At 69.1% G+C, this 24773-nt stretch carries 23 protein-coding genes; 14 read left to right on the top strand and 9 right to left on the bottom strand.

Annotated elements, in window-relative coordinates; all coding sequences use genetic code 11:
* Nucleotides 1–15: 15 nt before the first annotated feature.
* Both EPO51_RS01755 and EPO51_RS01750 read left to right on the top strand, forming a co-directional pair.
* Nucleotides 16–3591 (top strand): ABC transporter permease/M1 family aminopeptidase, encoded by a 3576-nt coding sequence (locus EPO51_RS01755; RefSeq protein WP_293345329.1) that lies wholly within the window; start codon nucleotides 16–18, stop codon nucleotides 3589–3591.
* 61 nt (nucleotides 3592–3652) lie between these two features.
* Nucleotides 3653–4981 carry an alpha/beta hydrolase family protein gene (locus EPO51_RS01750; RefSeq protein WP_293345327.1) on the top strand — a complete coding sequence of 443 codons (1329 nt, stop codon included), beginning with the start codon at nucleotides 3653–3655 and terminating at the stop codon, nucleotides 4979–4981.
* Here the strand turns inward: EPO51_RS01750 and EPO51_RS01745 are convergent.
* Nucleotides 4959–5090: a hypothetical protein gene (locus EPO51_RS01745; protein WP_293345325.1), complete on the bottom strand. Its 132-nt coding sequence runs from the start codon at nucleotides 5088–5090 to the stop codon at nucleotides 4959–4961. The two genes, EPO51_RS01750 and EPO51_RS01745, sit on opposite strands and share 23 nt — an antisense overlap.
* 116 nt (nucleotides 5091–5206) lie before the next feature.
* Between EPO51_RS01745 and radC the strand changes: the two genes are divergently transcribed.
* The 3 genes from radC (at nucleotide 5207) to EPO51_RS01730 (ending at nucleotide 8013) form a co-directional block, all read left to right on the top strand.
* Nucleotides 5207–5947 (top strand): RadC family protein, encoded by a 741-nt coding sequence (gene radC / locus EPO51_RS01740; protein ID WP_293345323.1) that lies wholly within the window; start codon nucleotides 5207–5209, stop codon nucleotides 5945–5947.
* 110 nt (nucleotides 5948–6057) lie between these two features.
* A complete protein-coding gene (locus EPO51_RS01735; RefSeq protein WP_293345321.1) occupies nucleotides 6058–7185 on the top strand; it encodes a patatin-like phospholipase family protein in 1128 nt (375 codons plus the stop codon).
* Between the two features lie 42 nt (nucleotides 7186–7227).
* Nucleotides 7228–8013 carry a 3-hydroxybutyrate dehydrogenase gene (locus tag EPO51_RS01730; RefSeq protein WP_293345319.1) on the top strand — a complete coding sequence of 262 codons (786 nt, stop codon included), beginning with the start codon at nucleotides 7228–7230 and terminating at the stop codon, nucleotides 8011–8013.
* A gap of 2 nt (nucleotides 8014–8015) precedes the next feature.
* On the opposite strand, the gene EPO51_RS01725 is transcribed toward EPO51_RS01730, so the two are convergent.
* Nucleotides 8016–9170 (bottom strand): saccharopine dehydrogenase family protein, encoded by a 1155-nt coding sequence (locus EPO51_RS01725; protein ID WP_293345317.1) that lies wholly within the window; start codon nucleotides 9168–9170, stop codon nucleotides 8016–8018.
* A 79-nt stretch (nucleotides 9171–9249) separates the two neighbouring features.
* On the opposite strand from EPO51_RS01725, the gene EPO51_RS01720 reads away from it, so the two are divergent.
* The 4 genes from EPO51_RS01720 (at nucleotide 9250) to EPO51_RS01705 (ending at nucleotide 13147) form a co-directional block, all read left to right on the top strand.
* On the top strand, nucleotides 9250–10317 hold the full coding sequence (locus tag EPO51_RS01720) for a beta-N-acetylglucosaminidase domain-containing protein (protein ID WP_293345315.1): 1068 nt from the start codon (nucleotides 9250–9252) through the stop codon (nucleotides 10315–10317).
* Nucleotides 10314–11297, top strand: coding sequence for a pepsin/retropepsin-like aspartic protease family protein (locus EPO51_RS01715; RefSeq protein WP_293345313.1), 984 nt, complete (start codon nucleotides 10314–10316; stop codon nucleotides 11295–11297). Before EPO51_RS01720 ends, EPO51_RS01715 begins: the two co-directional genes overlap by 4 nt.
* A 42-nt stretch (nucleotides 11298–11339) precedes the next feature.
* The gene (locus EPO51_RS01710) at nucleotides 11340–11963 is read left to right on the top strand and encodes a DUF4142 domain-containing protein (protein WP_293345311.1); all 624 of its coding nucleotides are present in this window, start codon (nucleotides 11340–11342) and stop codon (nucleotides 11961–11963) included.
* 89 nt (nucleotides 11964–12052) lie between these two features.
* Nucleotides 12053–13147, top strand: coding sequence for a hypothetical protein (locus EPO51_RS01705; protein ID WP_293345309.1), 1095 nt, complete (start codon nucleotides 12053–12055; stop codon nucleotides 13145–13147).
* Between the two features lie 7 nt (nucleotides 13148–13154).
* On the opposite strand, the gene EPO51_RS01700 is transcribed toward EPO51_RS01705, so the two are convergent.
* On the bottom strand, nucleotides 13155–15464 hold the full coding sequence (locus EPO51_RS01700) for a heavy metal translocating P-type ATPase (RefSeq protein ID WP_293345307.1): 2310 nt from the start codon (nucleotides 15462–15464) through the stop codon (nucleotides 13155–13157).
* A gap of 120 nt (nucleotides 15465–15584) precedes the next feature.
* On the opposite strand from EPO51_RS01700, the gene EPO51_RS01695 reads away from it, so the two are divergent.
* Nucleotides 15585–15857 carry a metal-sensitive transcriptional regulator gene (locus EPO51_RS01695; RefSeq protein ID WP_293345305.1) on the top strand — a complete coding sequence of 91 codons (273 nt, stop codon included), beginning with the start codon at nucleotides 15585–15587 and terminating at the stop codon, nucleotides 15855–15857.
* Nucleotides 15858–15945: 88 nt separating this feature from the next.
* Here EPO51_RS01695 and EPO51_RS01690 read toward each other — a convergent pair whose 3' ends face one another.
* The 4 genes from EPO51_RS01690 to EPO51_RS01675 form a co-directional block, all read right to left on the bottom strand.
* Nucleotides 15946–16785 (bottom strand): DUF3618 domain-containing protein, encoded by an 840-nt coding sequence (locus tag EPO51_RS01690; protein ID WP_293345303.1) that lies wholly within the window; start codon nucleotides 16783–16785, stop codon nucleotides 15946–15948.
* Nucleotides 16782–17183 (bottom strand): phage holin family protein, encoded by a 402-nt coding sequence (locus EPO51_RS01685; protein ID WP_293345301.1) that lies wholly within the window; start codon nucleotides 17181–17183, stop codon nucleotides 16782–16784. Before EPO51_RS01685 ends, EPO51_RS01690 begins: the two co-directional genes overlap by 4 nt.
* A gap of 3 nt (nucleotides 17184–17186) precedes the next feature.
* Nucleotides 17187–17840 carry a hypothetical protein gene (locus tag EPO51_RS01680; RefSeq protein ID WP_293345299.1) on the bottom strand — a complete coding sequence of 218 codons (654 nt, stop codon included), beginning with the start codon at nucleotides 17838–17840 and terminating at the stop codon, nucleotides 17187–17189.
* Between the two features lie 134 nt (nucleotides 17841–17974).
* On the bottom strand, nucleotides 17975–18238 hold the full coding sequence (locus tag EPO51_RS01675) for a hypothetical protein (RefSeq protein ID WP_293345297.1): 264 nt from the start codon (nucleotides 18236–18238) through the stop codon (nucleotides 17975–17977).
* 113 nt (nucleotides 18239–18351) lie between these two features.
* On the opposite strand from EPO51_RS01675, the gene EPO51_RS01670 reads away from it, so the two are divergent.
* Both EPO51_RS01670 and EPO51_RS01665 read left to right on the top strand, forming a co-directional pair.
* Nucleotides 18352–20007 carry a M20/M25/M40 family metallo-hydrolase gene (locus EPO51_RS01670; protein ID WP_293345295.1) on the top strand — a complete coding sequence of 552 codons (1656 nt, stop codon included), beginning with the start codon at nucleotides 18352–18354 and terminating at the stop codon, nucleotides 20005–20007.
* 68 nt (nucleotides 20008–20075) lie between these two features.
* On the top strand, nucleotides 20076–20480 hold the full coding sequence (locus EPO51_RS01665; protein WP_293345293.1) for a hypothetical protein: 405 nt from the start codon (nucleotides 20076–20078) through the stop codon (nucleotides 20478–20480).
* Here EPO51_RS01665 and EPO51_RS01660 read toward each other — a convergent pair.
* Complete coding sequence (locus tag EPO51_RS01660) at nucleotides 20477–20845, bottom strand: EthD domain-containing protein (RefSeq protein WP_293345291.1); 369 nt, start codon at nucleotides 20843–20845, stop codon at nucleotides 20477–20479. The two genes, EPO51_RS01665 and EPO51_RS01660, sit on opposite strands and share 4 nt — an antisense overlap.
* Nucleotides 20846–20957: 112 nt before the next feature.
* Between EPO51_RS01660 and EPO51_RS01655 the strand changes: the two genes are divergently transcribed.
* Both EPO51_RS01655 and EPO51_RS01650 read left to right on the top strand, forming a co-directional pair.
* Nucleotides 20958–22406: a sensor histidine kinase gene (locus EPO51_RS01655; RefSeq protein WP_293345289.1), complete on the top strand. Its 1449-nt coding sequence runs from the start codon at nucleotides 20958–20960 to the stop codon at nucleotides 22404–22406.
* Nucleotides 22407–22964: 558 nt separating this feature from the next.
* Nucleotides 22965–23399: a response regulator gene (locus tag EPO51_RS01650; RefSeq protein WP_293345287.1), complete on the top strand. Its 435-nt coding sequence runs from the start codon at nucleotides 22965–22967 to the stop codon at nucleotides 23397–23399.
* Here EPO51_RS01650 and EPO51_RS01645 read toward each other — a convergent pair.
* On the bottom strand, nucleotides 23396–24727 hold the full coding sequence (locus tag EPO51_RS01645; protein ID WP_293345285.1) for a dicarboxylate/amino acid:cation symporter: 1332 nt from the start codon (nucleotides 24725–24727) through the stop codon (nucleotides 23396–23398). The two genes, EPO51_RS01650 and EPO51_RS01645, sit on opposite strands and share 4 nt — an antisense overlap.
* Nucleotides 24728–24773: the final 46 nt, after the last annotated feature.

The raw sequence follows: 24773 nt of genomic DNA, 5'->3' as shown, positions 1-24773 counted from the left end.
AGCGAGGGTCCCCGCATGTTCGGCAAGATCGCGGCTTTCGAGCTGCGCTACCAGCTTCGCCAGCCCATCTTCTGGATCGCCGGCCTGATCTTCTTCCTGCTGGTGTTCGGCGCCGTCGGCATCGACCGGGTGCAGATCGGCGCGGGCGGCAACGTCCACAAGAACTCGCCCCAGGCCATCGGGCAGATCGTCATGGTGATGACGGTCTTCTTCATGTTCGTCTCCACCGCCTTCGTCGCCAATGTGATCGTGCGCGACGAGGAGACCGGGTTCGGCCCGATCATCCGATCCACGCGGATCCGCAAGTTCGACTACCTGTTCGGCCGGTTCGCCGGCGCGTTCGCCGCGGTGGCGCTGGCCTTCCTGTTCGTGCCCGCCGCGATCCTGGTGGGCTCGCTGATGCCGTGGGTCGACCCGGAGACCATGGGGCCGAACCGGCTGGCGGACTACGCCTTCGCCTATGTCTGGCTGGCCCTGCCCGGCCTGTTCCTGACGTCGGCGATCTTCTTCACCCTGGCCACCGTCACCCGTTCGATGATGGGCACCTACATGGGCGTGGCCGGGTTCATGGTCGCCTACCTGGCCATGAACGTGGCGCTGCAGGACCCCGAGAAGCTGCAGCTCGCATCGCTGGTCGAACCCTTCGGCCTGGCCGCCTGGGACCTGGCGACCCGCTATTTCACCGCCGCCGACTCCAACACGCGGATGCCCGACCTGGTCGGCCCGCTGCTGTACAACCGGCTGATCTGGATCCCGGTGGCGCTGGTGTTCCTGGGCCTCGCCTGGTTCACCTTCCGCTTCGAGACCCGGCCGGGGCGGGCGCGCAGGACCGCGCCGTCGGTCGAGGCCGCGCCGCCCCCGCCGTCGCGCCGCCTTCCGGCCCCGCGCCGGGGCCTGGACGTCGCCTGGGCGCAGCTCACCAAGCGCACCCGCTTCGAGATGGGCCAGGTGTTCAAGAGCCCGGCCTTCGTCGTGCTGTTGCTGCTGGGCCTGTTCAACAGCCTGGGCGGGCTGGTCCTCGGCGACGAGCTGAGCGGGGCCAAGCTCTACCCGGTGACCCGCTGGGTGATTGGCACGCTGACCGGCAGCTTCTCCATGCTGGTCGTCATCGTCGCCGTCTTCTACGCGGGCGAGCTGGTCTGGCGCGAACGCGAGCGAAAGACCCACGAGATCGTCGACGCCACCGCCGTGCCCGACTGGGCCTTCGTGGTCCCCAAGACCCTGGCCATCGCCCTGGTGCTGATCGCCATGCTGGTGGTCAGCGCCGCGACCGGCATCGCCGTGCAGCTTTCCAAGGGATTCTTCGACATCCAGCTGGGCAAGTACCTGTTCTGGTACGTCCTGCCCTACGCCGCCGACTGGACGCTGATCGCGGTCCTGGCGGTGTTCTTCCAGGCGGTCTCGCCCCACAAGTTCGTGGGCTGGGGCCTGATGGTGCTCTATCTAATCGCGGTGCTCGTTTTCCCGACGCTGGGTTTCGAGCACAACCTCTACCTCTACGGCGGACGCCCCTCGACACCGCTGTCGGACATGAACGGCCAGGGCGACTATGCGGTGTTCGCGGCCTGGTTCCGCGCCTACTGGTCGGCGTTCGCCGTGATCCTGCTGGTCCTGTCCTACGGCCTGTGGCGACGCGGGACCGAGACCCGGATGCTGCCGCGCCTGAAGCGCCTGCCCCGTCGGCTGCTCGGCCCGGCCGGCGTCATCGGCGGCGCGGCTCTCGTCGCCTGGATCGGGCTGGGCGCCTTCATCTACGACAACACCAACGTCCAGAACGAGTACCGGACTTCGGTCGGCGACGAGAAGTGGCTGGCCGACTACGAGAAGGCCTTCCTGCGCTACGAGAAGCTGCCGCAACCGTCGGTCACCGACGTCGACCTGGACCTCGACCTGCATCCCACGACGCCCAAGCTGGTGACCGAGGGCGTCTATCACCTGACCAACGACAGCGGCGTCCCGATCCGCGAACTGCACGTGCGCCTGGACCGCGACACCAAGGCCCTGCAGATGGCGGTGAACGGAGCGTCGCGGGTGAAGACCTTCGACCGCTTCAACTACCGCATCTTCACCTTCGACCGCCCCCTCCAGCCGGGCGAGCACACGGCCCTGTCGTTCCAGACCGTGATGCAGCAGCGGGGCTTCAAGAACTCCGGAAACACCACCCGGCTGGTCGACAACGGGACCTTCGTGAACAACTTCGAGTTCGGCCCGATCGTCGGCATGGACCGCTCGCAGCTGCTGCAGGACCGCGCCAAGCGCCGCAAGTACGGCCTCACGCCCCAGCTTCGCCCCCCGAAGCTGGAGGACCGCTCCGCCCAGGCCCGCAACTATCTGGCCAACGCCGATTGGGTGAACGCGGACATCAGCGTCACCACCGACGCCGAGCAGACGCCGGTCGCCCCCGGCTACCGCATCTCGGACGTCACCAAGGGCGGCCGGCGCACCATCCGCTTCCGCACGGACGCCCCGGTGCTGAACTTCTTCTCGGTGCAGTCGGCCCGCTACGCCATCAAGCGCGAGGTCTACAAGGGCGTCGAACTGGCCATCTATTACGACGCCCAGCACCCCTGGAATGTCGATCGGATGATCAAGGCGCTGAAGACCGGCCTCGACTACTACCAGGCCAATTTCAGCCCCTACCAGTTCCACCAGGCGCGGATCCTGGAGTTCCCGGACTACGCCAAGTTCGCCCAGGCGTTCGCGAACACCATGCCCTACTCCGAGGGCATCGGCTTCGTCACCGACAACACCCAGCCCGACAAGATCGACTACGTGACCTACGTCACCGCCCACGAGCTGGCGCACCAGTGGTGGGCCCACCAGATCATCGGCGCCGACATGCAGGGAGCGACCAGCCTCTCCGAGACCCTGGCCCAGTACTCGGCCCTGATCGTCATGGAGAAGACCTACGGCCAGGACGGCATCCGCAAGTTCCTAAAGTTCGAGCTGGACCGCTATCTCAGAAGCCGCGGCGGCGAGTTGGTCGAGGAACTGCCGCTGATCCGCGTCGAGAACCAGCCCTACATCCACTACCGCAAGGGCTCGCTGGTCATGTACCTGCTGCGCGAGCGGATGGGCGAGGCCAAGGTCAATGCGGCGCTGCGCCGGCTGCTGGCCCAGTACGCCTTCAAGGGCGCCCCCTATCCGCGCTCCCAGGACCTGGTCGATGCGCTCCGGGCCGAGGCCGGGGCCGACGCGGCCAGTCAGCAGCTGATCACCGACCTCTTCGAGAAGATCACCCTCTACGACCTGAAGACCAAGACGGCGGCGGTGAACAAGCGCGCCGATGGCCGCTACGACGTCACCCTGACCATTGAGGCCAAGAAGGCCTACGCCGACGGCAAGGGCCAGGAGACGCCGGCGCCGATCCCTGCCGGGGAGGTGTTCGACCTGGGCGTGTTCGACGCCGAGCCTGGCAAGCCCGGCTTCGGGCCCAAGAACGTCCTGGCCTTCCGGACGACGACCCTGAGGTCGGGGAGCCAGACGATCGTGGTGACCGTCGACAAGCCGCCGAAATTCGCCGGCGTCGATCCCTACAACAAGCAGATCGACCGCAACTCGGACGACAATGCGATCCGAGTGGGGAGCTAGCCGCCACCTACCTTACCGCGATTTAAATTGCCGGGCGGGTGGCCAGCCCCGACCGTCCGGCATGCGTTGGTTCCGTATCCTGGCCCTGGCGGCCTGTTCCGCCCTGTTCCTCTCGCAGCCCGCCGGCGCCGCGGCGCCGACCGACTGCCACGTCGGCGCCTACAGACTGGCCGACGGCCGGCTGGTGGACATTGCGCCGTCCGGCGAAGGCGCCTTGCGCTGGCGCCAGTTCGACGGAACAACCGGCGCGCTAGCCAAGACCCCTGAGGGCGGCTGGAGCAGCACCTTCGGCTGGACCGGACGGCCCGACGGCGTAACAGTCTCGTTCTCCGACTGCGCCGCAGGAGAGGTCCGGTTCGCCGGGGTCCGGGGTCGCCGGATCCCCCTCGACGTCAAGGAGACGAGGTTCGCCGGCCGCGACGTGTCCCTCGCCGGCCGGCTGGTGCTGCCCGAAGGCCGCAGCCGGGTCCCGATCGTGGTGCTGGTACACGGCGCAGAGAACGACTCCGCCCTCGACAGCTACGCCCTGCAACGCCTGCTTCCCGCCGCGGGGGTTGGCGCCTTCGTCTACGACAAGCGCGGCACGGGCGCCTCCAGCGGCAAGTACAGCCAGGACTTCGAGCTGCTGGCCGACGACGCGGTGGCCGCCATGCGCGAGGCGCGCCGCCTCGCCGGCCCGCGCGCCGGCCGGGTCGGCTACCAGGGGGCGAGCCAGGGCGGCTGGGTAGTTCCGATCGCCGCCACCCGCGCGCCGGTCGACTTCGCCATAGTCAGCTTCGGCCTCGCCGTCTCGGTGATCGACGAGGACCAGCAGCAGGTGGCGCTGGAGATGGGTCTCAAGGGCTACAGCGCCCGGGACACCGCCAAGGCCCTGGAAGTGGCCGACGCGGCCGAGACCGTGATCGCCAGCGGTTTCACCGAAGGGTTCGAGCGCTTGGACGCCCTGCGTGACAAGTACCGTGGCGAGCCCTGGTACAAGGACCTACACGGCAACTTCACCTGGCTGGTGCTGCCGCATAGCGAGACGCGGCTCAGGGCCATGGCCAAGGACTACGACTGGGGCACGCCCTGGCGCTACGACCCGATGCCGACCCTGCGCGCCGTGAAGACGCCACAGCTCTGGATCCTCGGCGAGAACGACCTGGAGGCCCCCAGCGCCGAGACCGGCCGGCGGCTCCGGACCCTGATCGACGCGGGCCTGCCGATCACGCTGGCCCTCTATCCGGGGGCGGAGCACGGCATGACCGAGTTCGAGACCAAGCCTGATGGCGAGCGGGTGTCGACCCGTTTCTCGCCCGGCTATTTCGCGATGATGCGCGACTTCGCCCGCGACGGGCGGCTCCGCGGCGCCTACGGGCGCAGCGTCATCACGCCGCCGAAGCGCAAATAGCCATCTGCAGATCGGCCGTCGCCTTGGCAGGCGCCGCCGCCATGATCGCCACAACTGCCGCCGCAGCGGCCAGCACCCCCAGTAGCGTGCCCACCTTCATCGTCGTCACCCCTACCCATCCATCGCCGCCAGGATGAGCCGCCGACGCCGGTTCGGCCTCCCCCAATTGGGGGCGCCAAGCTTGGCCCTTGCCAAACAGGAACGTTTGCGGAACATATCTATGCTATGAGCCGCCCCTTTTCCGTCGAGGACGCCTCCGCCCAGGGCCAGCTCTGGCGCCCCGCGCCCGAGCCGAAGCCGCATTATGCCGGCCACCGCGAGCGGCTGCGCGACCGCGCGACGGCCGGCGGCCTGCCCGCGGTGCCCGACTACGAGCTGCTGGAGCTGTTCCTGTTCCGCTCGATCCCCCGCGGCGACGTGAAGCCGCTGGCCAAGCAGCTCCTGGCCCGCTTCGGTTCGCTGGGCGGGGTGCTGGGCGCGACGGCGGAGGACCTGCGCACGGTGGCCGGCGTCGGCGAGGCCGTGGCCCTGGACCTGAAGCTGCTGCACGAGGCGACGCTGCGCACCGCGAAGGAACAGGTGGCCCGCCGGCCGCTGATCTCGTCGTGGAACGCCCTGCTGGCCTATGTGAAGACCGCCCTGGCTCACGAGGCCCGCGAGCAGTTCCGCGTGCTGTTCCTCGACAAGAAGAACCAGCTGATCGCCGACGAGATCATGAACCGCGGCACCGTCGACCACGCCCCGGTCTATCCGCGCGAAGTGGTCCGCCGCGCCCTTGAGCTCTCGGCCAGCGCGCTCATCCTGCTCCACAACCACCCATCCGGCGACCCGACTCCATCCTCGGCCGATGTCGACATGACCCGGCAGATCGTCGAGGCCGCGCGCCCCATGCGCATCGCCATCCACGACCACCTCGTCGTCGGTCGCGACGGCGTGGCCAGCTTCAAAGCGCTGGGTCTGATGTGAGCGGGCTCAAGATTTAGCCGCCTTGGCCAGGACATCGCCTTGCTCCCGCCGCCAAGCTTGCGCACTGGAGCGCGGCGGGCTGCCATGCGGCGTTCGCAGGAGCGCCGTCGATGCCGATCACAGCCGCCGAATGCGACCGGGTCCTGGTGCTGCAGGGCGGAGGCGCGCTGGGATCCTACCAAGCCGGCGTGGTCCAGGCCCTGGCCGAGGCCGATCTCGAGCCGGGTTGGGTTGCCGGGATTTCCATCGGCGCCATCAATGCCGCCCTGATCGCCGGCAACCCGCCGGACCAACGGCACGACAAGCTCGAGGCGTTCTGGCGCGTGGCCTCGTCGGCCGCCCCCGTCACACACGCTCCCGCCGACGAACAGATCCGCGCCTTCTGGAACGAGGTGAGCGCGGGATGGGTGGCCGCTTTCGGGGTTCCGGGCTTCTTCTCGCCCCGTATCCCGCCAGCGTTCCTCTATCCGCCCGGCGCGCCGCAGGCGATCAGCCTCTATGACACCGCGCCGCTGAAGGCGACGCTGGAAGAGCTCGTCGACTTCGACCGCATCAACTCGGGCGAGACCCGGCTCAGCGTCGGCGCCGTCAACGTGCGCACCGGCAACTTCACCTATTTCGACAGCACGAAGGACCGCATCCGTCCCGAGCACATCATGGCGTCCGGCGCCCTGCCGCCCGGCTTCCCGCCGATCGAGATCGACGGCGAGCACTACTGGGACGGCGGCATCGTCTCTAACACGCCGTTGCAGTACGTCCTGGACGAGGCGGGCCAGCGCAATCTGCTGATCTTCCAGGTGGATCTGTTCAGCGCTCGGGGCGACATGCCCAAGACCGTGCTGGAGGCCGCCGAACGCGAGAAGGACATCCGCTTCTCCAGCCGCACGCGCCTGAACACCGACATGCAGATGCAGCTGCACAACACCAAGGCGGCGCTCCAGAAGCTGATCGAGCAATTGCCATCCGGCTACGACGGCGGCGACGAATTGGCCCTGCTTAAGGCTTTCGCTCACGAGAGCTCGATCGCCATCGTGCAGCTCATCTACCGGGCCAAGCTCTACGAGGGGAATTCCAAGGACTACGAGTTCTCCCGCGTCACCATGCAGGAGCATTGGCGCGCTGGCGTCTCGGACGTGCGCCGCACGCTGCGCCGCGAGTGGCTGAACCTGCCGATGAAGCCCGGCACCACCACCTACGATCTGACAGGAGATGGACGATCGGACGTAAATCCGCCATGAGGCGTTGCTGCACTGCACAATAACGCCCGATAGGAGCCCCGCATGAGCCTGAAAGCCAAGACCGCCCTCATCACGGGCTCGACCAGCGGCATCGGCCTGGCCATCGCACGCGCCCTCGCCGCCGAGGGCGCCAACATCGTCATCAACGGCTTCGGCGACGCCGCGGCCATCGAGACCGAGCGGGCGAAGATCGAGGCCGACTTCGGGGTGAAGGCGCTCTACGACGGCGCCGACATGACCGACGGCGCCGCCATCGCCGCCATGGTCGCGAACGCAGAGAAGGTCTTCGGCTCGGTCGATATCCTGGTGAACAATGCCGGCATCCAGCATGTGGCGCCGATCGACGAGTTCCCGGTGGACAAGTGGAACCAGATCCTGGCCATCAACCTGTCATCGGCCTTCCACGGGATGCGCGCGGCGATCCCGGGCATGAAGGCGCGCAAGTGGGGCCGGATCATCTCCACCGCCTCGGCCCACAGCCTGGTCGCCTCGCCGTTCAAGTCGGCCTATGTCGCCGCCAAGCACGGGATCGCCGGCCTGACCAAGACCGCGGCGCTCGAGGTCGCGACCCACGGCATCACGGTCAACTGCATCAGCCCCGGCTACGTCTGGACGCCGCTGGTCGAGAAACAGATCCCCGACACCATGGCCGCCCGCGGCATGACCAAGGAACAGGTGATCAGCGACGTACTGCTGGAGGCCCAGCCCACCAAGCAGTTCGTGACCGTCGACCAGGTCGCCTCGCTGGCCGTCTATCTCTGCTCGGACGCCGCCAGCCAGATCACCGGCGCCAACCTCTCCATCGACGGCGGCTGGACGGCGGAGTAGCCCTACTCCACCGCGAACGTCAGCCCCGCGTGCTGCTGCAGCCGGTCGACCAGCCGGCCTTGCAGCGCCGCGCCAGGCGTCCAGATGCCGCCCGGAACGTCCGGAGCGCGGACCAGGGCGATGGCCGTCTCCGCCAGCATCTTCGAGGTGGAGCCATAGCCCGGGTCCTTGTCGCCCTTCACCGAAGTGCGGACCTTTCGGCCATCGGCGCCGATGCCGATGAACAGCACGTCGTAGAAGCCCGCCTCGCGCTCTTCCTTGGTGGGCCCTTCGCCCGGCTTGGGACCGCCGCCCGGCAGGCTGCCCAGGTCCGTGAAGCCCGGCCCGCCGGCGCCCGGAGCGCCCATCACCATCTCGTCGTAGGCGAAGTCGCGGCCGTACGGATGACCCATCAGCAGGTTCGAGCGGTGGACGTTCTTGGTGTTGATGATCGCCATCATGAACGGCGCCACCGGCCCGACGTCCGGATCCTCCTCGGCGACCTGGCCGGTCGGCTGGGCCGGGCCTTCGAAGCCGGGAGTCAGGCCGAACGGGCTCATCATGACCGCGAGCTGCGACGGATCCTTCTGGATCGCCGCCATGGTCGCGGCCCCGCTGGCGGCCGTGCCGCCGGATAGCCCGCCCTGCATTCCCCGCAGCCGTCCTTTCACCCGCGGAACCGGGCCGCCCAGCTTCGCCTTGGCGGTCTCCTGGTTGAAGTAGACGCCCAGCTCGAACGGGATCGAGTCGAAGCCGCAGGAGAACAGGATCCGCGCGCCCGACGCCTTCGCCGTCGCCTCGTGCGCGTCGATCATCCGCCGCATCCAGTTGGGCTCGCCCGACAGGTCCAGATAGTCGGTCCCGGCCGCGGCGCACGCCGCCACCAGGTCCGAGCCATAGAGCTGATAGGGCCCCACCGTGGTGATGATCGCCTTGGCCCGGCCCACCATGGCCTTCAGCTGGGCGGCGTCGCCTGCGTCGGCCACCACCAGCGGCGTGTCCGCAGGCGCTCCGATCTCGTCTCGCACCTGGGCCAGCTTGTCGGCGGAACGACCGGCCATGGCCCACTTCACCTCGCCAGACACGCCGTAGCGCTGCGCCAGGTGCTCGGCCACCAGCCGGCCCGTGTAGCCGGTGGCGCCATAGACGATGATGTCGAACTCGGCGTTGGGGTTCATCGGGCGCTTCCTCGATTTTGCTGCGGCGGACCTTACAAATTTACGTCGTTATCGCAACCGCCTCCGCTATCAGGAGACCATGACTCCGGAACTCGGCATCATCGAGGGCTTCTTCGGCCGGCCCTATTCCTGGGAGGACCGGGCCGACATGGTCCGCGCCCTGGCCCCCGCGGGCTACGGCTTCTACCTCTATGCGCCCAAGGCCGACGGCTACCTGCGCCGCCGCTGGCGCGAGCCCTATCCCGACACCGAGCTGGAAGCGCTGGCCGCTTTCGCCGAGGCGTGCCGCAACGCGGGGGTCCGCTTCGGCGTGGGCCTCAGCCCCTATGAACTGTTCCTGGGGTTCGACGGCCCGGCCAAGGGCGCGTTGGCCGCCAAGCTGGCCCAACTCGACGGATTGGGCCTTGCCGACCTGGGCGTGTTCTTCGACGACATGAAGGGCGACCTGCCGGAGCTGGCCGAGCGCCAGATCGAGATCCTCCACTGGATCGCCGAACGGACCAGGGCGTCGCGGATCATCGCCTGCCCCAGCTACTACACCGACGATCCGGTGCTGGACCGCGTGTTCGGCCAGCGCCCGGCGAACTACCTGGAGGACCTGGGCGCCGGCCTCGATCCGGCCATCCGGCTGATGTGGACCGGCGAGGAGGTTTGCAGCCGCGAGTTCTCGCCCGGACACCTCGAACGCGTTACCGGACAGATGCGGAGGAAGCCGTTTCTCTGGGACAACTACCCGGTCAACGACGGCCCGCGGATGAGCCGCCACCTGCACCTGCGCGCCTTCACCGGTCGGCCCGCGGCCATTGGCGCGCAGGTCGCCGCGCACGGGATCAACACCGCCTCCCAGGCCGTGCTCTCGCGCATCCCCGCGCTGACCCTGGCCGAGAGCTATGCTCGGGGTGAGGGCTATCAGTACCTCGCCGCCTTCCGCCGCGCGGCCGAGGCGGTGTTGGGCGCGGACCTCGCCGACGGCGTCGAGCGCACCCTGCTGCTGCTGGAGGACGCCGGCCTGGACGGAATGACCGCCGACCAGAAGACCCGGCTCACCGCCCGCTTCGCCGCCTTCGACCATCCGGCGGCCCGCGAGATCCTGGCGTGGCTGGACGGCGCCTTCGCGATCGGCGCCGAGGAACTGCAGACGCAATGAGGGCAAGGAGGGGGACCACGCGGCGCGGCCTGCTCGTCCGCATGGGCCTGCTGGCGACCGCCGGTGGAGCGCTGTTCATGGTGCGCGACCGCCTGCCCTGGCCGCCGCTGCAGCCCCGCTTCGCCAACGGCCGCGACACGCCCTGGCTGGCGTTGCCCGAACGCGGAGGCCTGATCGAGATCCCCGTGGCCGTGAACGGCACGCCGATCCGCGCGGTGGTGGACTCCGGCGCCCAGTTCTCCGCCATCGACCGCTCCCTGGCCGAGCGCCTCGACCTGCCGCGAACGGTCGCCGCGCCGATCCTGGCCTACGGCGTCAGCGGCGGCCCCAGCCTGACGCACACCGTTCGCCTGGACCTGGTCCTGCCCGGCCTGGCCATCCCGGGCCTTCGCGCCGCGGCCCTGGACCTCGCCGCCATCTCCGCCGCCACCGGCCGGAATTTCCACCTGCTGATCGGCCGCGACGTCCTGCGCCACCTGGTGGTCGAGGCCGACTTCCCGCGCGCCCGCGCGCGCTTCCTCACCCGCGAGGCGTTCCGTCCCGCGCGCGACGCCATCGCGGTCCCGCTCCGGACCAAGGGCGGCGCACCGGTCCTGGCCGTCCAGATCGAGGACGCTCCTGCCTTGGACGTGCTGGTGGACACTGGGGCCAGCGGCGTCCTGGCCCTCTCGGCCGCCGCCGCGGACCAGGCGGGGCTGCTTGTTCCCGGTCGCCAGGTCAGCTCTGCCCATTCCGTCAGCCTGGGCGGGCTCAGCCTCGATCGGCTGGTGACCGCGCGCACGATCCGCGTCGGGGACATGACCCTGCGCGACGCCGACATACAGATCTACACACCGACGACAGGCGCCCCCGCGCCCTCCGGACTGCTGGGCACGGGCCTGTTCCGTCGGTTCCGGATGGCCCTCGACCTGGGCGGCGACCGCCTGGTGCTGGTGCGGTCCGGCCTGATCGTCGTCCCGATGCCGGAACCCGGGCGCTAATCGATCGTTGGGCTCCCCACCGCCTCTAAGGGAGAGCCAACCATGAAACGCGTCATCATGTTCGCCGCGGCCGCCGCGACCGCCCTGTCGCTGGCCGCCTGCCAGAAGAAGGACGAGGCCGCGAACCCCGCCGATCCGGGCACGTCGAACGAAGCCGTGAACGCCGCCCAGGACGCCGCCTCGGCCGCAGTCGGCGCGACCAGCGCCGCCACGGTGGGCCAGGTGTCGACCGACGCCTTCGTCACCAACGCGGCCATCAGCGACATGTACGAGATCCAGGCCGGCCAGATCGCCCAGAAGAAGGGCCAGTCCGCCGGCGTGAAGGACTTCGGCAAGATGATGGTCACCGACCACACGGCCATGACGAATGAAATGAAGCCCCTGATCACGGCGGCCGGCAAGACGGCCCCGACCGGTCTCGACGAGCGCCGCAAGGGCCTGATCGACAACCTGAATGCTGCGCCGGCCGCCGACTTCGACAAGACCTACCTGGCCCAGCAGGAAGCGGCGCACAACGAAGCCCTGACTCTGATGCAGGGCTACGCCGACAACGGCGACGACGCCGGGCTGAAGGCCGCGGCCGGCAAGGCCGTACCCAAGATCCAGGCCCACCTGGACCGTGTGAAGCAGTTGCAGGCCGCCCCGGCCGCACCCGCCAAGAAGTAGCCTTATCGGGACTGGCGCCGGGCCTCGGCCCGGCGCTATCCTCCGCGTATGCCGGCGTTCGAAGAACCGGTTTGTTGGAGGAAGCTGAGATGCCCCGGACCCTCGCGGCCGCGTTGGCCTTCACCGCTCTGACGGCGCTTGGCGCCATCCCCGCCGTGGCCGCCGCCCAGACCGCCCCCGCCGCGATCACCAAGAGCTACAAGACGCCGCGCAACCATTGGGGCCAGCCTGATCTCTCGGGAAACTGGACCAACGCCACCATCACGCCGCTGGAGCGCGACCCGAAGCTGGGCGACCGGCTCGTCCTCACGGAGGAGGAGGCCCGGACGCTGGAAGGCGCCAACGCCAAGCTGAACGAGGACGGCGCCAAGCCGACCGATCCGAAGCTCAAGGTCACCGACCTGCCCTACGAGTGCGGACGCGGCTTCAAGGGCGTCGACTGCGGCTACAACAACTTCTGGGTCGACCCCGGCACGAAGATCATCCGCCTGAACGGCCAGCCCCGGTCGTCAGTGATCGTCGAGCCGAAGAACGGTCGTATGCCGCCGATGACCAAGGAGGCCATGGCCCGCGTCCAGGCCCGGCTCGGCAACGCGCGCGTGGGCAACTTCGACGGGCCCGAACGCCGGCCACTGGGCGAGCGTTGCATCATGTCGTTCGGCTCCTCGGCCGGGCCGCCGATGCTGCCGTCGCTGTACAACAACAACTATTCGATCATCCAGAACGGCGACGAGGTGATGATCCAGGTCGAGATGGTCCACGACAGCCGGATCATCCGGCTGAACGCCCAGCACGACCCGTCTGGAATCCGCAAGTGGATGGGCGATTCCGTTGGCCGTTGGGAGGGCGACACCCTGGTCGTCGACACCATCAACCTGCGCGCCGAACAGGGCCTGCGCGGCGCCGGCGGCGAGACCTTGAAGGTCACCGAGCGGTTCACGCGGATCTCGCCGACCCAGATCCTCTACCAGTTCGAGCTGAACGACCCGGGCGCCTATACCGCCCCGGTGAAGGGCGAGGTGGCGCTGAACGCCACCAAGGGCCCGATCTACGAGTATGCCTGTCACGAAGGGAACTACGCCCTCCCCGGGATCCTGGCCGGCGCCCGCGAGGAAGAGAAGAAGGGCCGCGAGATGGAAGGCAACCGCGGCGAGGTGAAGGAGGAAGGCGCCGGCGGGCGATAGAGGCCGGTTACAGCTTCACCGTCCGCAGCCGCAGGGCGTTGCCGATGACGCTGACCGAGGACAGGGCCATCGCCCCGGCCGCGATCGCCGGCGAGAGCAGCCATCCGAAGGCCGGATACAGCAGGCCCGCCGCGATCGGCACCCCGGCGGCGTTGTAGACGAAGGCGAAGAACAGGTTCTGGCGGATGTTGCGCATCACCGCGCGCGACAGCCGCCGGGCCTTCACCAGCCCCTGCAGGTCGCCGTTCAACAGGGTGACGCCGGCGCTCTCGATGGCCACGTCGGCGCCCGCCCCCATCGCCACGCCGACCTCGGCCGCCGCCAGCGCGGGGGCGTCGTTCACCCCGTCGCCCGCCATCGCGACCTTGCGGCCCTCGGCGCGCAGCTTCTCCACGACCGCGGCCTTGTCCTGCGGCAGGACCTCGGCCTCCACCTCATCGATGCCCAGGCGCGCGGCGATGGCCAGCGCCGTGGTGCGGTTGTCGCCGGTCATCATCACCAGTCGGACGCCCTCGGCCTTCAGGGCGCGCACCGCCTCGGCCGTCGTGGCCTTGATCGGATCGGCGATCGCCAGGATCGCCGCCGCACGCCCGTCCACGCCCATCAGGATCGCCGTGGCCCCGTCCGCCCGAAGGGCTTCCGCATCCGCCGACAGCGGCGCCGTGTCGATGCCCCGTTCGGACAGGAACGCGGCCGATCCCAGCACCAGGGCCCGTCCATCGACCCGGCCCTCGACGCCCTTGCCCACCGGAGAGTCGAACCCCTCCGGCTCGGACAGGGACATCCCACGCGCCTTCGCGGCCCGCAGGATCGCGTCGGCCAGGGGGTGCTCGCTGCCCCGCTCCAGGCTCGCCGCCAGGCGCAGGATCTCCGCCTCGTCGAACCCCGCCGTCGGCCGGATCGCCGTGACCGACGGGCGCCCCTCGGTGAGGGTGCCGGTCTTGTCGACCACCAGGGTGTCGATGGTCTCGAAACGCTCCAGCGCCTCGGCGTTCTTGATCAGCACGCCCGCCTGCGCGCCGCGCCCCACCCCCACCATAATCGAGATCGGAGTCGCCAGGCCCAGGGCGCAGGGACAGGCGATGATCAGGACCGAGACCGCGGCCACCAGCGCGTAGCTGAAGCGGGGCTCCGGACCGAGGATTCCCCACACCGCGAAGGCCACTGCAGCCGCCGCGATCACGGCCGGCACGAACCAGCCGGAGACCCGGTCGGCCATCCGCTGGATCGGCGCGCGGCTACGCTGCGCCTGGGCGACCATCTGGACGATCTGCGACAGCAGGGTGTCGGCGCCGACCTTCTCGGCGCGCATCACGAACGAACCTGTCTTGTTGATCGCGCCGCCGACGACCTTGTCGCCAGCCGTCTTCGTCACCGGCATGGACTCACCGGTAACCATGGATTCGTCGATCGAAACCCGGCCCTCCAGCACTTCCCCGTCCACCGGGACCTTCTCGCCGGGCCGCACGCGCAGCCGGTCGCCGGCGAGGATCGCATCCAGCGCCACCTCCTCGTCGGACCCGTCGTCGCGGACCCGGCGGCCGGTCTTCGGCGCCAGGTCCATCAACGCCCGGATCGCTCCGGAGGTCTGCTCGCGCGCCCGCAATTCCAGGACCTGGCCCAGCAGGACCAGCACGGTGATGACCGCGGCGGCCTCGAAGTAGATCGGCACACTGCCGTCATGGCGACGGAACGCGGGCGGGAAGGCCTGCGGAGCCAGGGTCGCCAGCACGCTGTAGGCGTAGGCGACGCCCACCCCCATGGCGATCAGGGTGAACATGTTCAGGCGCCGGGTGACCAGCGACCGGGCGCCGCGCTCGAAGAAGGGCCAGCCGGCCCAGAGCACCACGGGCGTGGCCAGCGCCAGTTGCACCCAGTTCGACGCCTGTGGGGCGATGAACCTGTGCAGGTCGACCAGGTGCCCGCCCATCTCGAGGCCGAAGACCGGCAGGGCCAGCGCCAGGCCGATCCAGAACCGCCGGTTCATGTCGGCCAGCTCGGGATTGGCGCCGGTCTCCGCCGTGACCGTCTCCGGCTCCAGCGCCATGCCGCAGATGGGGCAGCTGCCCGGCCCCACCTGGCGGATCTCCGGGTGCATGGGGCAGGTGTAGATGGCGCCCGCCGGCGCCGGCGCCGGGGCTCGGTCCTTTTCCAGGTAGCGTTTCGGGTCGCCGACGAATTTCGTCCGGCAGCCGGCCGAGCAGAAATGGAAGTTCCGCCCCTCGTGCTGGGCGTGATGCGGGCTCGTCGCCGGATCGACCGTCATCCCGCAAACCGGATCGAGAACGGTTCCGAGGTGATCGTGCGCATGGGCCATCTTCGACTCCCGGTTCACATACCCCCATGGGGTACTAGCATCGATGATGCAGATATACCCCTGACGGGCATCTTGCAATTACCCCTACCGGGTATATTGTCCCGATGCTCGGAGCGCCTGATGGAACGTGAAAACAAGCCCCGCCTGCTCAACCGCCTCAACCGTATCGAGGGGCAGGTGCGAGGGGTCGCGCGAATGGTCGAGGAAGACCGCTACTGCATCGACATTCTGACCCAGCTCCAGGCGGTGCGCGCCGCCCTGGCCAAGGTCGAGACCGAGATGCTGCGGGACCACCTGGGTCACTGCATCGAAGGCGCCATCGTCTCCGGCGACGCGGGCGAGCAGCGCAAAAAGGCGGCCGAACTCATCCAGCTTCTCGAACGGGTCCGCTGACCCGCGCCAGGACGTCACGCCGAAACGAAAAGGGATCGCCGCGGATGCCTCCGTGCGATCCCTATCCGGCAGCCGGAGACGACTTGTCCTAGTGCGCGCGGCCTTCCAGTTCGTCCTTCACCGTCCGGGCGCCCGCCTCCGCGATGGCCGAGGCCTTCTCGCGCAGGGTCGCGCCTTCGCCGGCGGGCCCGGTCTGGCGGTGCAGCTCGTCCTTCACCTGGCCGTAGGCGCGCTGGGCCACGTCCTTCACCTCGCCGATCGAGGCCTTGGCCCGGTCGGCCACCTTGTTGCGGGCCGGGCCGATGTAGCGCCGCTCCACCGGGGTCGAGGGCAGCGAGGCGCCGATGGCCGCGCCCACCGCCAGACCGATGGCGCCGATCACCAGGGGTTCGTGGTCGAGGGTCTCGTCGAAGCGCTGGCGCGCCGCCCGGCCGTATTCGCCCGCCTTCTCCTGCGCCAGATGAGCGTATTCGCCCGCCTTGCCGCGCGCGCTCGTCACGCCGTCGGCCGCGTGGTGCTGGGCGTCGGCCAGCCGCGCCTTGGCCTTTTCAGCGGTCTCGGCCAGCTTGGCCTTCGCCGCCTCGGCCTTGGCCTTCACCTTGGCGCGCAGGCCCTCGTCCTCATCGTAGCCCTCGTACGTCGGGTAATAGCCCGAGGCCTGGTAGTCGCCACCCGCGGAACGGCTCCGCGTCTGGCTGATCGCCAGCCAGGCCACGCCCAGGCCGATCAGGGCGATCGGAATGGGATTTTCCCGCAGTTGGTCCACCGCCGTCGTCAGCACCTTGTTGCTCGCGCCGCCCATCATCTTCGTCGCCTCGTCGAACATTTCCCGGGGTTGCATCTTGTCCTTCAGGGCTTCGACCGTCTGGTCGATACGCCCGCGCGCGTCTTCCACTTCGCGCTCCAGCTCTGCGGAGGTCTTGGTCATTTGGGGCTTCCCTTCATGAGTTCGGCGTCCTTCCTGAGCTGACGCGCCGTGCGGCTCGGCTTGAGCCCGTCCAGCGAAATCGCCTTCATTCCCGCCCGCACCAGGAGGGCGCCGACCCCGGCCACCGCCAGGCCCACGATCAGCGCCGCCCAGATCGGGTCCATCAGCTTCGACAGGGCCAGCACCAGGGCCTGCAGGAGCACCAGCAGCGCCGCGATCAGCAGCAACCCGCCAGCCGCGATGTCGCCCACCGCCTTGCCGGCGGCGTTCAGCTTCTCCGAGACCTCCGCCCGGACCAGTTCGGATTCCTTGCGGACGAGGGCTGCGAGGTCTCCGCCCAGCTGGGCGATGAGGTCGGTCAGGCCCCGCGCCTCCCGCGATGGAGAGGTCCCGTCCATGGGCTACCGGCCCCCGATGTGCGGGGAGGTCATGGCGTCGGTCTCGCCGATCCCGGAGGTCCCGTCGTCGACACCAACGGGCGAGGCCGTCGTCGCCGCGGTCGAGCCGTCCAGGGAGCCGAGGTTGCTGGCCAGCGGCGCATCCACGCCGGCGTCTGCGGCGACCGGGGCGGCCTCGGGGCCTTCCGTGAAGCCCAGGTCCTCGTCGCTCAGGCGCGTCGGGCTGGCGTCCGAGGCGCGCGCGAAGCGGCCCAGGGCCAGGCCCACCAGAACTGCGCCTCCGATGAAGGCGGCCGGATTTTTCCGACCGAAGTCGCGCACGGCGTTCAGCAGGTCGCCAGGATCCTTGTCGGCGAGGTTGCGCGACAGGCTCTCGAGACCGTCGGCGGCCTGCCGCACCAGCCGCGAGGCGGGGCTTTGGTCGGTCTGGGAAAGTTCGTCGCCCGCGCGGCGCACCGCGTTGGCGAAGTCGCCGAGGGTCTTGGCGCCGGCTTGGGTCCCCTTCTGGGCCTCCGCGCGCACCCGATCCTGGGCTGCGCTGGCGAAGCTCTGGGCCTCCGCCTTCAGGGCATGGCCGGCCTGGCCGACGATCTCCTTGGCCTTCTCCGTCCGGCTGGTCGCGCCTTCGCCGGCGGTTCCGATCTCGAGGTCAGTCATCGCACTCTCCGCGTCCGGGCAGGGTGCGGTCCGCCCGGACCGCCCGCTCAGGCGGCTAAACGCGGCAGAGTCCGTTCGGTCGCGTCCGAACGGGATAAAAGGTCACTTTTTCAACGGGAAGTCGGAATCCCGACTTAGCGGCGGCTACGACGCCACATGAGCGCCGCGCCGATGGCGACGCCCACCGCCAGGCCGGCCACGCCCATGGCCAGGGCCTCGCGATCCACGGCGGCCGCAAGCCTCAGGCGGGTGCGGCGCGACAGGCTGCGCAGGCGGCCGAGGCCGTCGTCGTCATAGCCTTCGTAGCTCTCATAGGGACCGGCCAGCCGCTCGGCCTTCACGGTCTTCGCCCGGAGGTCGCCCGCCAGCTTCCGCGTCGAGTTGTCGAACACACCCATCCGTCGCACCCTAATTCCTGCCGCGGCGTCTTAGGCGCCCCGTGCCCTCCTTGTCACCCGGCCTTCGTGTCAAAGGGAAGGCAGGCGCGCGATTTCCACACTATACGACAAGTATGACGCGCCCCTTTACCGGCCTTGTCCTGGCCCTCTCGATCTTCGCCCTCCCCGCCGCCGCCCAGGAGATCTCGGCCCAGCGGCTGTCGGACATCACCCGCGAGCTGGCCTCCGAATCCTACGCCGGTCGGGCGCCCGGCGGGCCCGGCGAGCAGAAGACGGTCGACTTCATCGTCGCCCAGTTCAAGGCGCTGGGGCTGACGCCCGCCGGCGACAAAGGCGGGTGGACGCAGGAGGTGCCGCTGTGGCGTTACCAGACCCAGCCCGGCGGGACCTACACCCTGGATGCAGGCGGCCAGTCCAAGCCGCTGCACGAGCAGACCGACCTGCGGATCGAGACCCAGCGGCCGGTGGAGCGCGTGGTGATCCGGGCCGCGCCGATGGTGTTCGTGGGCTATGGCGTCACGGCCCCGGAACGCGGCTGGGACGACTTCAAGGGTGTCGACCTGAAGGGCAAGATCGCCCTGGTCCTGATCAACGACCCCGACTTCGAAGCCATGCCCGGCGACGCAGTGGCCGGCAAGTTCGGCGGCAAGGCGGCCACCTTCTACGCCCGCTGGGTCTACAAGTACGAAGAGGCCGTGCGGCGCGGCGCCCTGGGCGTGCTGATCGTCCACGAGACCGCGGGCGCGGCCTATGGCTGGAACACGGTCGTGGCGTCGAACGGCGAGAGTTACGACGTCGTCCGCCCCGATCCGGCCAAGGACAAGCTGCTGCTTCAGGGCTGGATCCAGCGCGACCTGGCCGTTCAGCTCTTCAAGGACGCCGGTCTGGACTTCGAGGCCGAGAAGGCCCGCGCCAAGACGGCGGGCTTCCGTCCCGTGGAGCTGAAAGGCGCGACGTTCTCAGCCGACTATCAGAACACCTTCACCCGCATGAACAGCCAGAACGTGCTGGCCGCCATCCCCGGCGCCAAGCGGCCCGGCGAGACGATCCTCTATGCCGCCCACTGGGACGCCTATGGCGTCGATCCGGCCGATCCCACGGGCAAGGTCATCCGGCCGGGCGCGGTCGACGACGCCGTGGGCGTGGCCGGCGTGATCGAGACCGCGCGGGCGTTCAAGGCCGGCCCGCCGCCCGAGCGCACGATCCTCTTCGCCGCCTGGACCGGCGAGGAACGCGGTCTGCTGGGCAGCGAGTACTATGCCCAGCGCCACGAAGCCGACCTGGCGAAGATGGTCGCGAACTACACCTTCGACGTCCTGCAGACCGCCGGCCCGGCGCGCGACGTGGTGCTTGTCGGGTCGGGGCAAAACGAACTGGAACCCCACCTCGCGCAGGTCGCGGCGAAACATCGGCGGACCATCACGCCCGACCCGAAACCGGAGCGCGCTCTCTTCTACCGCGCCGATCACTTCTCGGTCGCCAAGCGGGGCGTGCCGACGATCCTGCTCATGGGCATGAGCGGGGGCGCCGACCTGATCTCCGGCGGCCGCGCCGCAGGTGAGACGTGGGTCGAGGACTACACCGCCCGCTGCTACCACCAGACCTGCGACGTCTGGGCCGCCGACCAGAACTACCAGGGCGCCGCGGATGACGTGATCCTGGCCTTCGAGGCCGGCCGCGACCTGGCGAACTCCACCCGCTGGCCCGACTGGAATCCGACGTCGGAGTTCAAGGCCGTTCGAGCGAAGACCGCCGCGGCCCGTAAATAGCTGAAAGCCCCGTTCAGGCACGGTTCAGGCGGCCAAGCGTTAATTGTCTCTAAATTCAGGAGGCAGTCATGCGCAAAGCCCTCACGACCACCCTCGCTGCGGTCACCGCCGTGGGCGCCGTCCTGGCGACCGCAGCGCCGGCCGAGGCGCAGCGTTATCGGTACTACGATCGCCATCACCACCACGGTGGGGGCGGCGACGCAACCGCCGCGGCCATCATCGGCGGTGTCGCCGGCCTGGCGCTTGGCGCGGCCATCGCGGGGAACAACGACGGTCGCCGGGATCGTGGCTACTATAGCAGCGGCTACGCCTACGATCCGAGATACGACAGCTATCGCGGCGGCTATTACCGCGACAGCTACTATCGCGAGTATCGCCCGCGTTACGCCTATCGCACCTGCATCAGCCGCGACCGTGTCTACGACCCCTATATCGGCCGTCGGGTGACGATCGAGCGCCGCTACGCCTGCTAGCCGACCACCAACCGCTCCTGACCCCACCACAGCGGTGAGCGGGACAAGTCGATGAACCGCTTCTCGTCTTCGAGCAGCAATGCGGCCGCCGCCTGGGCCTCCGGGCGGCGGCCGTTTTCGGCCAAGGCCTCCAGGCTGTCGAACCACAACTCGGCCACGCCGTCGAAGTCCTCCGGGCCTCCCCGGGTGGCCCGCATTCCGGCGCTGGCCTCCGGCGGCAGGCTGTGCATCTGCACATAGCGCCGGATCTGCAGCGTCTCGGCGAGGCTGGCCACCAGCGGCCCATGGGTCCCGGACCAATAGGCCTGGAACGCTTCGCGGCTCAGCGACGGCAGCCGCACGAGGCAGAACGTCAGTTTGATCATGGCGGTGGGCCTCCCGCCGCAACCCTAGCAGGTGAACGGCGCTCGCCAGAGCGCGGGGCTCACGTTAGGTTCGTCGTGCGTCGAGGAGATCGGGTTGGCAGGGGCGCGGACAATGTCCGAAGAGCTCAGGGACGAGAACGCGCGCCTCGCTGCGCGTGTCGCCGAGTTGGAGGCCCAGCTCGCGGCGAAGCCGGCCATCGACCGCGCCAGCCTCTTCCGCATGGCGAACAATGCCCCCTGGGGGGTGATCGCCCTCAACAGCGAAGGCGGCGTCGACTACGCCAACCCGGCGTTCCAGCGCTGGCTGACCAAGCCCGCGCCGGCCATGGGCGAGCCGCAGGCCGAGGCCATATGCGCGCCGCTGTTCGAGATCCTGGAAAGGCCGGTGGCCGAGGCCTTCGGCGGCGCGTCGTATGAGGCCGAGCTGACCGTCCGTGACGTGTCCGGCGAGGCCCGCGACGTGAGCCTTCACGTGGCGCCCCGCGGCGGCGGCGCGGTTCCGATCAACGGCGCCGTCATCAGCCTGTACGACGTCACCGAGACCCAGGCGCTGGACCGCAGCGTCCGCGAGAACGAGGCGCGGCTCAGCCACATCAACGCCGTTTCGCCTACCGCCAACTACATCTTCGACTTCGAGGCCGGCGCCCCGGCCTGGGTCGCCGGCCGCACCGAGCGGGTCTACGGCTATACTGCCGAGGAGTTGCGCGCAGGGGGCGGCGACCTGATCCGCTCGCTGATCCACCCCGAGGATTTCCAGAGGGTCGCCCAACGGCTGGTCCAGCTCACGACGGCGCCGGATGGCGAAGTCTTCGAGTTCGAACTGAGGATCCGGCGGCGCGATGGCGGCTACCGATGGGTCCTAGACCGCGCCGTCGCCTTCGAGCGCAACGCGAACGGCCGCGTCGTGAAGACCCTCAGCGCCGCCCTCGACATCGATGAGCGCAAGCGGGCAGAGGAACGCCGCACGCTGTTGATCAACGAACTGAACCACCGGGTGAAGAACACTCTGGCTTCGGTCCAATCGATCGCCCGGCAGACCCTGCGCTCGGCCCGAACCGCGGAGGAGATGAGCGACGTCTTCACGGGCCGCCTGATCGCCCTGGCCTCGGCGCACGACGTGTTGACCCGCGAGAACTGGGAGGGCGCGGGCCTGGCGAAGATCGTCGAGGTCGCGCTGGCGCCCTTCGACGAACGCCGCATCGGCCGGTCCGGTCCCGACGCGCGCCTGGACGCCCGGGCCGCGCTGGCCCTGGGCATGGCGTTGCACGAGCTGGCCACCAACGCCTCGAAGTACGGCGCGCTCTCGAACGAGGCGGGCGAAGTCCGGCTGACCTGGGTGATCCGGGAGGACGGCGCGGCGCCCATCCTGGCGCTGGAATGGCGCGAGACCGGCGGCCCGCTCGTGGTGGCGCCGAAGCGCCGGGGGTTCGGCTCGCGCCTGCTGACGCAGGGCGTACGCAGCGAGCTGAACGGCTCGGCCGAACTGGAGTTCGCACCGGGCGGCGTCATCTGCCGCATCGTGGCGCCGCTCGGGGCCGCCCCGTTGCTGGAGCTGGCCTAGGCTGGCGCCCAAAACTCGCCGCAGCGCTGCGCAAAACAAGGTTGACGACAGGGACTCCAGTATTTACTAAACACACAAGAACTGGATTCCGAGACCTCGCCACCCGGAGGGCCCAGCGGCCGCCCCAGCCGCTTCCGCCTCATCCGCGACCCAAACCCTCCCCCCTGAGTGCGGAGATCCGGGTGGCGAGCCCCCAAGCAGGAGGCCCCGATGCGTGTCCGCTATGTCATTCGTTGGTCCCGGCTGACCGAGACGGTCGCCCTGGCGGCCTCAGCGGCGGGCCTGATCGCGGTGATCGCACGCCTGGTTTGAGGGCGGTAAGAAGACGGCGCGAAATCACGCCCCGCTTAACTATCGAAACCTTGCAACCACAAAGCGATTGACGCGGCGGAAGCTTCGCATCGACTCCGGGGCGCTGCGCAAATTCAGGTCTCACCCGGGAATTCGTCGCGGTTAACGCAGATTCAGTACGTCTGTCAGTCTTACCTTAAAACCCATTCCGGCAGATTCGCGGCATAGGTGGGCGCACTCCCCAGGCGTCCCGCGGAGGCTCACACCGTGCCGGACAGCCCGGGCGATACCGACAGGCCCCTGAAGGTCCTGCACGTCGACGACGACCCGATGAACCTGCGCGTCGTGCAGGAGATCCTGGGCGCGTTCGGCCACAAGGCCGTGATGGCGTGCTCGGGCCAGGAGGCGCTGGAGCGCCTCGCGCTCGAAGCCTTCGACATCATGCTGCTCGATATCCACATGCCCGGCATGACGGGAGTTGAGGTCATCGAGCGCCTGCGCGCTTCGAATGGACCCGAGCGCAATATCCCGGTCATCGCGCTGACCGCCGACGTCTATTCCCGCCGGCCGGCCGAGTATGTCGCCCTGGGATTCACGGACTTCGTCTCCAAGCCGATCCTGGTTTCCGGGTTGATGGCGACCATCAAGCGCTGCACCGCCGCGCCGCTGGCCGCCGAAGTCCTCGATCGCCGCGTGGGCTAATCCGCATCGGCCTCCACGGGCCGCGCGGCGATCGCCGTCGGCTCGCCGTTCAGCGCCGCCGCCAGCTTCCCGCGGTCCAGCGCTCCTTCCCATCCGGCCACGACGATGGTCGCCACCGCATTGCCCACGAAGTTGGTCAGGGCCCGGCACTCGCTCATGAACCGGTCTACGCCCAGGATCAGGGCCATGCCCGCCACCGGTACGCTGGGCACCACCTGCAGCGTGGCCGCCAGCGTGATGAACCCGGCCCCCGTCACGCCCGCCGCACCCTTCGAGCTCAGCATCGCCACGCCCAGCAGCAGGAGCTGTTCCTCCAAGGATAGATGGATCCCCAGCGCCTGAGCGATGAACAGCGCCGCGAGCGTCATGTAGATGTTGGTGCCGTCGAGGTTGAAGCTGTAGCCGGTGGGCACCACCAGCCCGACCACCGACTTGGCCGCGCCGGCCCGCTCCAGCTTCTCGAGCAGCGACGGCAGGGCAGCCTCCGACGAGCTGGTCCCCAGCACGAGCAACAGCTCTTCCTTCAGGTACCGGATCAGCTTCAGGATCGAGAAGCCGTTCAGGGCCGCCACCGCCCCCAGCACCACCAGGACGAACAGGATCGACGTCCCGTAGAAGGTGGCCACCAGGGCCGCCAGGCTGGCGATGCTGGCGATCCCGTACTTGCCCACCGTGAAGGCGAAGGCCCCGAACGCCCCGATGGGCGCGGCGCGCATGAAGATCGCCACCAGCCGGAAGAACGCCTCGGCCGCCGAGTTCAGCACGGCCAGCACCGGCTCGCCCCGATCCCCGATCAGCGTCAGCGCCAGGCCGAACGGGATCGAGAAGAACAGCACCTGCAGGATGTTGCCCTCGGTGAACGCGCTGACCACCGTCGTGGGGATGATGTCCATCAGGAAGCCCACGACCGTCATGTCGTGCGACTTGGCCGCGTAGCCCTTCACCGCCTCGGCGTCGAGCGACGCCGGGTCGATGTGCATCCCGGCCCCCGGCTGCACCACGTTGGCGACGGTCAACCCGACCACCAGGGCGAAGCTGGACACCGTGAAGAAGTAGGCGAAGGCCTTCAGCGCCACCCCGCCCACCTTGCCGATGTCGCGCATCCCGGCGATGCCGGTGACCACGGTCAGGAAGATCACCGGGGCGATGATCATCTTCACCAGCTTGATGAAGGCGTCGCCGAGCGGCTTCAGCGCCTCGCCGGTCGCGGGCCAGAAGTGGCCGATTAAGGCGCCTAGCGCGATGGCGACCAGGACCTGCACATAGAGCTGCGTCCAGAGCGGCCGTCGCACCGCCGCCGCGGCCGGCTCCCGTCGGATTGTCGCCACCGATGTCCCCTCGCCCTCAACTGACCGACCGAAGCTAGTCGGATTT

Source organism: Phenylobacterium sp., from assembly GCF_004297125.1.
GTDB lineage: Bacteria > Pseudomonadota > Alphaproteobacteria > Caulobacterales > Caulobacteraceae > Phenylobacterium.
The sequence above is the reverse complement of the archived record's forward strand: the minus strand, read 5'-3'. Positions and strand labels throughout refer to the sequence as shown.

Excerpts from the sequence above, each read along its gene's own strand:
- EPO51_RS01755 (WP_293345329.1), top strand. The coding sequence starts at position 16 with ATGTTCGGCAAGATCGCGGCTTTCGAGCTGCGCTACCAGCTTCGCCAG.
- EPO51_RS01750 (WP_293345327.1), top strand. The coding sequence starts at position 3,653 with ATGCGTTGGTTCCGTATCCTGGCCCTGGCGGCCTGTTCCGCCCTGTTC.
- radC (WP_293345323.1), top strand. The coding sequence starts at position 5,207 with ATGAGCCGCCCCTTTTCCGTCGAGGACGCCTCCGCCCAGGGCCAGCTC.
- EPO51_RS01735 (WP_293345321.1), top strand. The coding sequence starts at position 6,058 with ATGCCGATCACAGCCGCCGAATGCGACCGGGTCCTGGTGCTGCAGGGC.
- EPO51_RS01730 (WP_293345319.1), top strand. The coding sequence starts at position 7,228 with ATGAGCCTGAAAGCCAAGACCGCCCTCATCACGGGCTCGACCAGCGGC.
- EPO51_RS01725 (WP_293345317.1), bottom strand. The coding sequence starts at position 9,170 with ATGAACCCCAACGCCGAGTTCGACATCATCGTCTATGGCGCCACCGGC.
- EPO51_RS01720 (WP_293345315.1), top strand. The coding sequence starts at position 9,250 with ATGACTCCGGAACTCGGCATCATCGAGGGCTTCTTCGGCCGGCCCTAT.
- EPO51_RS01715 (WP_293345313.1), top strand. The coding sequence starts at position 10,314 with ATGAGGGCAAGGAGGGGGACCACGCGGCGCGGCCTGCTCGTCCGCATG.
- EPO51_RS01710 (WP_293345311.1), top strand. The coding sequence starts at position 11,340 with ATGAAACGCGTCATCATGTTCGCCGCGGCCGCCGCGACCGCCCTGTCG.
- EPO51_RS01705 (WP_293345309.1), top strand. The coding sequence starts at position 12,053 with ATGCCCCGGACCCTCGCGGCCGCGTTGGCCTTCACCGCTCTGACGGCG.
- EPO51_RS01700 (WP_293345307.1), bottom strand. The coding sequence starts at position 15,464 with ATGGCCCATGCGCACGATCACCTCGGAACCGTTCTCGATCCGGTTTGC.
- EPO51_RS01695 (WP_293345305.1), top strand. The coding sequence starts at position 15,585 with ATGGAACGTGAAAACAAGCCCCGCCTGCTCAACCGCCTCAACCGTATC.
- EPO51_RS01690 (WP_293345303.1), bottom strand. The coding sequence starts at position 16,785 with ATGACCAAGACCTCCGCAGAGCTGGAGCGCGAAGTGGAAGACGCGCGC.
- EPO51_RS01685 (WP_293345301.1), bottom strand. The coding sequence starts at position 17,183 with ATGGACGGGACCTCTCCATCGCGGGAGGCGCGGGGCCTGACCGACCTC.
- EPO51_RS01680 (WP_293345299.1), bottom strand. The coding sequence starts at position 17,840 with ATGACTGACCTCGAGATCGGAACCGCCGGCGAAGGCGCGACCAGCCGG.
- EPO51_RS01675 (WP_293345297.1), bottom strand. The coding sequence starts at position 18,238 with ATGGGTGTGTTCGACAACTCGACGCGGAAGCTGGCGGGCGACCTCCGG.
- EPO51_RS01670 (WP_293345295.1), top strand. The coding sequence starts at position 18,352 with ATGACGCGCCCCTTTACCGGCCTTGTCCTGGCCCTCTCGATCTTCGCC.
- EPO51_RS01665 (WP_293345293.1), top strand. The coding sequence starts at position 20,076 with ATGCGCAAAGCCCTCACGACCACCCTCGCTGCGGTCACCGCCGTGGGC.
- EPO51_RS01660 (WP_293345291.1), bottom strand. The coding sequence starts at position 20,845 with ATGATCAAACTGACGTTCTGCCTCGTGCGGCTGCCGTCGCTGAGCCGC.
- EPO51_RS01655 (WP_293345289.1), top strand. The coding sequence starts at position 20,958 with ATGTCCGAAGAGCTCAGGGACGAGAACGCGCGCCTCGCTGCGCGTGTC.